This window comes from Ehrlichia minasensis, from assembly GCF_004181775.1.
GTDB lineage: Bacteria > Pseudomonadota > Alphaproteobacteria > Rickettsiales > Anaplasmataceae > Ehrlichia > Ehrlichia minasensis.
Window position 1 is genome coordinate 1 of record NZ_QOHL01000035.1, and the last position, 8,941, is coordinate 8,941.

At 30.1% G+C, this 8,941-nt stretch carries 6 protein-coding genes; 5 read left to right on the forward strand and 1 reads right to left on the reverse strand.

Features of this window, described 5'->3' with window-relative positions; genetic code table 11:
• Window positions 1–926 precede the first annotated feature (926 nt).
• The 5 genes from DRF75_RS04755 (at window position 927) to DRF75_RS05100 (ending at window position 8,574) form a co-directional block, all read left to right on the forward strand.
• On the forward strand, window positions 927–4,670 hold the full coding sequence (locus DRF75_RS04755; protein WP_240729896.1) for a hypothetical protein: 3,744 nt from the start codon (window positions 927–929) through the stop codon (window positions 4,668–4,670).
• 754 nt (window positions 4,671–5,424) lie between these two features.
• Complete coding sequence (locus DRF75_RS04760; protein WP_240729897.1) at window positions 5,425–7,770, forward strand: hypothetical protein; 2,346 nt, start codon at window positions 5,425–5,427, stop codon at window positions 7,768–7,770.
• Window positions 7,771–7,870: 100 nt separating this feature from the next.
• On the forward strand, window positions 7,871–8,008 hold the full coding sequence (locus tag DRF75_RS05090) for a hypothetical protein (RefSeq protein WP_160249026.1): 138 nt from the start codon (window positions 7,871–7,873) through the stop codon (window positions 8,006–8,008).
• Window positions 8,009–8,153: 145 nt separating this feature from the next.
• Complete coding sequence (locus DRF75_RS05095; RefSeq protein WP_160249025.1) at window positions 8,154–8,291, forward strand: hypothetical protein; 138 nt, start codon at window positions 8,154–8,156, stop codon at window positions 8,289–8,291.
• 145 nt (window positions 8,292–8,436) lie between these two features.
• A complete protein-coding gene (locus DRF75_RS05100) occupies window positions 8,437–8,574 on the forward strand; it encodes a hypothetical protein (protein ID WP_165375565.1) in 138 nt (45 codons plus the stop codon).
• Window positions 8,575–8,781: 207 nt separating this feature from the next.
• On the opposite strand, the gene DRF75_RS04765 is transcribed toward DRF75_RS05100, so the two are convergent.
• Window positions 8,782–8,941: P44/Msp2 family outer membrane protein (locus tag DRF75_RS04765; protein ID WP_129992754.1), on the reverse strand; the 160-nt coding region annotated here is incomplete at its 5' end.

The following is an 8,941-nucleotide window of genomic DNA, read 5'->3' on the forward strand; positions in this document are numbered from 1 at the left end:
AGTGGTGAATATAGTGTGATTGAGGATATAAAGAGTATAGTTGAAATTTTTTCTGTGCTGTAAAATGTGGATTTTTTTGTTATATGTACAAAACAGTGGTGCTAATTGTTGTTTTACTATGTGGTGTAAGAAAGTGTTATTTAAGATATTAAGCAATGTATTGATTACATTAATATTAATGCTTATTCCTTAATAACATCTTATATCATTAATTACATCTTTAAGTTTCTTTGATGGTCTTACTAGGTAGTACTGAAATTTTGTGAAAAGTGATTAGATTTTTAAAATTTGAAATGTATTGACAAATTTAAGATAAAGTCATCTTCTCCTCTATGCTATCACGCAGTGTATTAAAATATAATTTGTTAAGTTTTTGCCTAAGTAGAATTTATGATGTTCAGTCATTGATTTGTGTGGGTTGTGAATTTGTTGAACGCTGAAAAATGAATTACTGATCTACTATATAAATGTTATTGCTTCTTTATCTCTTTATATATTAATTAAAAGTTAATGTATTTTGTAACTGTAGGTTGTATTTTACAGAGCTATTTGCTTTATGTGTTGTGATTTTCTATTATAAATAGCATGTTTGATGTTATACATAACAATTTGGTTGCATAATATGGAGAAGTGTTAATAGTGTTGTTAGGATATGTAGTTTGAAGTTCTGTTAGTCTTCTTTAAATTAGTGTAATGTACATAGTTTGTATGTGCTAATTTGCTGCTAATATCCTATATTTAATAATTTAATCTTTAATTGATAAATTTTGCACTGAAGACCATCTTAAGTAGTACATGGTTAGTAGTATTATAAACTGGCTGCTATGGTAAATAGACCTATAACCATATGAGTAATTGACGATGTAATGTACAATTTTAGATATACATTCGTGGATGTGTGTATCTTCTGTTAAATGGTGGAGTGTGTGTTAAGAATAATAGTTCTTGTGGTATTTTGTTTATATTTTACTTTTCCTGACTCTAGCTTAGGTTCAGATGAATGTAGTAGTAGTAATGTATTTTATACCTTAGATCAAATTAATAAAGGTCCTTACCCTTTTTGTGAAGGCATATACAAAGAAATTCCTATTCTAGATTTTCGTATTGTACCATTTTATCTTCAGTCATTTTTTGATCCTAAATTATTTCTTATGCACCCTACTAAAGGGTTAGAACTTGTACCAAAAAGCAAAGACTCAATTTCTTCTGATTTCCAGTCTGTAATGTCTAATAGTGTGAAACCTGGACAGGCTGGTTTTGACTTATCAGATTATGGTATTCAACTTTATGGGATGCATAGAAGTGGTATGGATAGTTTATGTATCTACTATAATAGTAGGGGGCAATGTGTAAAACAATGTTTGCCAATACCTGCGTTGAAACGACCTGTATTAAAATCTGATGATAAAGAAGAAATTGTTGCTGAGTTTAAAATCAGGAGTGTAATTGAAGGTAACCTGAAAAGTGCAACTAGTCGTGATTATGAAGAGAAAATAGAGAAAATGTATTTAAAAGATTTACAAGCTATTCTTGGTCAGTCTGTTAGTCTAGTACGGCCTAAGATTAATGCCAAAAATCATGAATTTGAAACTGTGGATGTTTGTACTGAGAAAGATAAGGATGAAAAATGTGTTAAAAGTAAAAAAGAGATTTCGACTAGTACGTATGTCGACAATATAAAATGTTTAGGTGGATTAAATTATGCAGAAAATGGATATTATGTTAAAAGATATGATGCAAATATAGGAGGACATAGGTATTTTTGGTTAAGATCAAATAACAAAAAGCTGGTACGTCATATATATAGTAATGGGGTCTATTATCCATGTGATGATAGCATGAGTTATGATCTTAATAATATATCAATGAAATCTTTTGTTACTGCTATTAAAAGTCATGATACACATTATACTATCCCTAAAACTGTATATAGTATTATGCCATATAATGGGAATGCAAAGTCAGGTTTGTGTAAGAATAGTGAATTGTATTTCCATACTTCGACTTATCTTAGAAAAGTTAAAGATGAGAAAGAATGTATATTTGGAGAGTTGAAGTATTCTTCTGATGAAGCAGAATATGCTAAAAGTTGTTTATATAGTTATACAAGTGATGATTTTGAAACTTTTGGCATATATAAAAATAGGAGTGAGCTGAAAAACTTGGATTTCTTTCTTCAAAATGATGGTGTTTTAGATGGATTAGTAGAAAAAAATTTGTATTTTGAAGGCATGTGTATAGATAAATTTCCTAAGTATGAATATAAAGTGAAAAAGCATATAGATGGTACAGTGACAAAGCAGTATGTGTACGAAATAGGTGATTATCATAAGTGTGACTTTATAAAAATTGAGGCTTGGGGTGGTGGTCAAGCTGGGTATGTGAATAGTGGTACAGCTTATTCTGGTGCTCCTGCATATTATACTCTTGGTATATTGAAGAATGATGGCAATAAGTTAAATGGGAAAAAATTAGTTATATACGTTGGTGAGGGGGGAAAATATCCTAAGGAGTATGGAGAGGATACAGTAGTAGCACTATGTAGTTCTGATAATTTTAATGATAAATGTGAAATTTCGCTTGTAGCACGTGGGTGTACTCATGGTGGTTGTAGAGAAAACAATTCTTTTATTGATGATAACACTGTAGTGCATTATAGATCTGCTACTGGAATGGATTTTAATCAGAGCAGACCTTTATGGTTGCAGCACTATAGATTGATTCCATGGGGAAATACTGATTTTCCTGATGGTATTGTTAGGTTAAACGTTAATGATTGTAATGGGCCATCTGATGCTTTTGAAAAGAATCCAAATCAATATCCTGGTTCTGGAGGATGTGCAAAATTAGGTAGGTCAATTCAGCAAGGTGCAGATGGGTTAGTAAAGCTCACATGTGAAGTGTGGAATAGTGATTTGAAAGTGCGAATTGGAGATATGACTTATACTTATAATGAATCAAAAAAATCATTATGTGATGGTAATAGTGGATGTTTGAAGTCAATTTGTATATATTCTTCAAATGATGAGACTATGAAATTTAGTACTCCTATTACTATGTTTGGTACAGAAGAGTGTAAACCTATTGTAAGTAACGTGCCAAATCTTTTTGTCAATCTTTTAAAGGCAGGGGATAAAATGACTGTAAGTCGTACTCGCAATGGATATTGTTATAATAACCATAAAAAGAATTCAAATTTTATGTATGGTATTGATATTGCAGAATATGAAAATAATCTTCGTATTAACTATAGAAAGTGTTGGCAGGACCATGAGCATAATAATATAGGTTTATCGTGTTATAGAAACAGAGCGAAAAGTCTGGGAGTATCTGAAGACCAATATGTATGTTGTTATCACGATATGAAAAATACATCAAGAGATATTTGTTGGAAAACAAAGGGTGTTGATCTATTGAAGAAGTTTAATTATGGTACTCTACCTTTAGCATTGAGAGAAAAGTTTGATAATGGTAGCAAAGAGTTGCTTACTAAGTTACCTCCATCTAATACTACTAAACCTTTTACAGATAGAGCGGATGTTATTACAGATATAAAATATGATTATTCTAAAGAAAAAGCATCATTCTGTTTGGATACTAAAGATGGTATAAAAAAAGGATGTCTACAAACTGTTTGTGTTTATGAAAAAGGTGAAAATGATGTTTTTGCTTCAGGAGCTTATATTATAACTCGCAAAGGAACGCAGTGTCCTTCTAAAGATAGCATGCGAGTTGAAGATTCTGAAATAAGTAAAAATATTAAACTATCTTGTAAAAACGATGGGAAATGTTGCTATAGTTCTGATAGTAAAAAAAATGAAAAACTGTGTTGGGCTAATGAAGAAGTTTCTTTATTATGTTACGAAGATGATGATACCAAAGATAATAATGTTAAAGGTAATATTAAAAGTGAAAATAATAAATCCGATGGAGTTTATAAATGTTGTTATAGTAAATTAGAAAATTATAAATCTCCTGCAAAAAACGATAAACAACGTATTTGTTGGAAGACAAATCTTACAGATTTGGTTAATATGCTTGTTAGTGATGCAGTGGAATTAGAGAAGTTAAAGACAAAAGGGCTTGATGGCAAAGCGCGAAGTAAGAATTCACAAGTGAAAGTGACAGAAGAGAAGCTAGTTGAGTTAGAATATATTTATGATCAAGAAAAAGAGACTTTTTGTCTTGATACTACTGATAAATTACAAAATAGAGGGTGCTTAGCTTCTTTGTGTATTTATTCACAAGATGGAACTTTAAATAACCAAAGTAATTATCCAGAGACTAATTTGTGTTCTGCTGTAAATGCGATAAATACAGATCGTAGTGTTGCTAAAATGGGTAAAATTGGTCAGAGTATTAAGATGTCATGTACAAATGAGCATTGTTGCTATGGTAACGGTGTTGGTGAAAGAATGTGTATGACTGATGAAAAACTTGTTTTATCGTGTTATGAGACTGGCAATATGCCTAACAATTTTGATTACACTTGTTGTTATACTAGTACTGACAAAACAGGTGTAAATGTTTGTTGGAAAGTGAATGATACTATATGGCAGATACTTGGTTATTATAGATTACCAGAAGCAGTTAAAGAGCAGATAAATGGACATTATAATAAAACCATGATAAAAGTAATAAAGGGTGAATCAGTAAAGACTAGAGTTTAGTAAGTATCTGTAGTGGGCAGTGAAGTATAATGCTTTCATGTAATGTTAATCTTTGAAACAGGGAATACAATTTAAAATAGTATTGTATTACTGTTATGAAAAGTAGTTGAGATTGAACTTTAGTGCAAATAAGAGAAATTCCTGAAAGTTTGTAAGGTGTCTTTATAGGATGTTTATATTATTGCAGGTAGTATTGAAGTGCTGTTATTATGCGTAATAAATAAAGTAACCCAGTTTAAATAATTACACAATATCCTATAACACGTTTGTTCATGTACTTTCTTTTTATATTTGTTCTTTTACTAACAGATAGTAAAGCTAATGTGTTGAGTAGCAGCTCAATTTTAGTTGTAGTAGTGTAATTGGTAGAATCCAGTCTTAAAAGATGCTTTTTGTTCTTGTATATGATAAGTAGTATACTATGCATTTTTAGATGTTATTTTAAATTTGTTTGTGTATAGGGAATTTCCTAGTACTGTAGTTGACATATGTAATTTAGTGATAAATGTTACTAGGTGTATAGTGATCTGATGTATATTGTTGTGGTTATTTCTTACTCAAAAATGAATTTATAATAATTATGTTGAATGATGCTATCCAGGTAGTTAATTGTCCGAATCAACTTATTTTTGAAAAATAAAACAATAGAGTGATTAATTTATTATACTTATTGTAAAATATAGTTAATATAGAAAGTATTAGCATTAATATATTAATAATTATAGCGATTTTTCTTTTTCTGTTAAGTATGTGTATGATGATGTTTGGGCATGTTTTGAATATTATAAAAAAAATAGGATATGTTTTTATATTAATATTGTATGCAAGTAATGTACATTCATTGGAAAGCCATAAGGTTCTTACTGAAAAACCACGTTTGGGTTATCGGTATCTAAAATTTTTTAATGATGAAGTGACAATAGATAATGTTGTGTTCTATACTGTTATTAAGGCAGGAGAGTGTAGAACTGCAGGAGTGAAAGGATCTCCTCATATCGCTTATTTTGATACAAGTAATTTTGCATATCATAAATTATGTGTGTGTGGTGTATCTTCTTGTGAAGATTTGCCAGACAAACAATCTGAATGGAGTACAAAATGTGAAACAACTGCAGTCTGTGAAAAAACTGTTCAGAAATTACTTCCATTGCAATTTTGTAATATATTGTTTGAGGAAAAAAATAGGATTAGGTTTGTACCTATAGAATTTTCACGTCAGATGTTTTTTGATCCAGGTATTAGGCTTATAGTAGTAGATAATGGTAAATTATATAAACAAGACTTTTTCTTGGGTATTGGTTTTATAAGTAGAGATTGTGAAGTTACTTTTGCTGGAAAATTGTATAAGTTTAAGATTTACAAAGTGGGATATGATAGAATATGTGCTGACTATTATGATCAGGAGAATTTTCTGACTAGATGTGTTCCTATTCCTATGTTACCTAAGCCAGTATTACATGAAGAAGAAGATCGTAAGATGAAAATAAGCTTTAGTGATAGACTTATTATTACACAAGATATGCTTGTTAGGGACGAAATTGTAGATCATTTTGGCATTAGAATTGTAAGACCTAAAATTAATTTTGATAATCATCAATTCTATTTGTATAAAAAATGCAGAGATGGTAAGGTGCTTAAACTAAATGAATATTGTCGAGATGATGCAGTGGGTCAAATAAGACATCAACATGATGATAAGGTTACAGTAAAATGTATAGATGGAATAAACACTACTTTTGGATATGTGTTAAAGTCTCATGATGTATATGATAAGCATACTTGGCTTAAACCATTACCTGATAAAATGGTACGTTATGTGCTTACAGGTAAAAAACAGTATATTCAATGTGCTGATTATGAATATGATCTAACAAATAAGGATCAAGATTTTTTAGATAGTATTTTAATCAATGAAGATAATTATTATTTTTTTTCTGATGAACAACATCGCAATAAAAAACTCAATCTCTACCAAGATGATAACCCATGTAACAATTTGAAAAATTCATTTTATTTGTATCAAAATACTAAGTTGAAAGTAGCAGATAGCAAATCTACCGTATTACCTCCTGAAGTTTTTACTCAGTTTATAAAATCTGATAGCCTTGATTCCAATGTTGAACATTTTAGTATTGAAGACCAAAAGATATCATATGCAGATCCAGTGATAAAATCTTATAGGTTTGATACTCATGTGCTAAGGTACTTTAATGTTGATAATAACGAGATATTATCTTTAGATCCAAAATTACAGCTTGAATTACAACCACTAGACTATCATTCTATGGGTATGTGTATTGATAATTTTGAAAGTACAACTTATGTACCAGAAAAAATTACTGAAAGTGATAAGAATTTTGATTCTAATTTGCCTGCGCAGGGAGATAATAAAAGTGTGCATGTATTGTTGCATTATCCTAAATTGGCCGGGATATACAAGGTACCTGATAAATGTGATTTTATAAAAGTAGAAATGCTTGGTGGTGGGCAACCTGGTAAAATTGATGTTAAAAGTTGGATAGGTAAAGAAGGACAACCTGGTGAGTATGTTATGGGTATGTTTAAAACAAAAAAATCTGATAAATATTTTGTAAAAATATCTTTTAAAGAAATGGAGAATGCATCTTCTAAAAGTGGGAATGATGAGCATCTTAAAGATAATAATTATGTAGGTATGGATACTGTAGTTGAGTTTTGTAAAAAAGATGAACGTTTATATGATGGTGAAGTTTGTGAAGTACAGTTAACTGCAAATGGTGGCGGAAAGTTGCAGCATGATATTAAGAAGAACATAATCAGTAATAACTTGGTTCGTAATAAAAGAATGTTGTATTATAGGGTAGTTAATGGTCATGTGAGTCGTAGATCTGAAAATGTACCACATGATAAAAGAATAAGATTTATTCCGTATCAAGACTTTATGACAGAGGCTTTATGGGAAGAAATAGGAAAAGATGAATGTAAATCTGGTAAACTTTTTGCTGAAAATAATAGTAAATACTTTGGAGCTGGTGGCTGTGTAGATGTTAGTACTGGTTCTACTGAAAAAGGTGCAAGTGGTATGGTAAAAATTACTTGTGAAGATTGGTATCATGAATAGGTTTGGTGAATTAGTTGTGGTTATATAATAGCGAGTAATTATTGATCATTTTAATTTCAAAGTATGCCTCAGTTGCTAATCCTTGAGTAAGATTTATTTCGTGTCAAATTTAACTGGAGTTTTATGTGAAGGAGTAGAATATGATAAGTGTAAATCTGGTGAATTTTTCGCAAACAATATAAATATTGTGGATCTTGTAGGTCTGAATATGCTAGTTAGTTTTACTAGAAGGTTATAAGGTATATATTGGAAAATACTTGTAAAGATTGATAACAAGAATAGATTTGTGTGAATTAGTTGTGGTTATATAATAGCGAGTAATTATTGATCATTTTAATTTCAAAATGTGCCCCAGTTGCTAATCCTTGAGTAAGATTTGTTTCGTGTCAAATTTAACTGGAGTTTTATGTGCAGGAGTAGAATATAATAAGTGTAAATCTGGTGAATTTTTTGCAAACAATATAAATATTGTGGATCTTGTAGGTCTGAATATGCTAGTTAGTTTTACTAGAAGGTTATAAGGTATATATTGGAAAATACTTGTAAAGATTGATAACAAGAATAGATTTGTGTGAATTAGTTGTGGTTATATAATAGCGAGTAATTATTGATCATTTTAATTTCAAAATGTGCCCCAGTTGCTAATCCTTGAGTAAGATTTGTTTCGTGTCAAATTTAACTGGAGTTTTATGTGAAGGAGTAGAATATGATAAGTGTAAATCTGGTGAATTTTTTGCAAACAATATAAATATTGTGGATCTTGTAGGTGTGAGTGTGCTAGTTAGTTTTACTAGAAGGTTATAAGGTATATATTGGAAAATACTTGTAAAAATTGGTAACAAGAATAGATTTGTGTGAATTAGTTGTGGTTATATAATAGCGAGTAATTATTGATCATCTTAATTTCAAAGTATGCCTAGCTAATTTTTTGTTATAAATGTGGTAAGATTTGTTTCATATCAAACTTATTGAAATTACAAATATACTACTTTCAAGAATGTAATAGCGATGCTAAAAGTTAAATCTACTTCCAACTTCTATCCCAAAATGGCACACATCTAATATTACTGTCGCAGATGGTTGTACTTCAATATTTGATCCATCAGGTAATAGAGCAGGAATACCTTTAAATTTATTGTCTACTACTCTGTGAAAGTGTCCACCTGCAAAA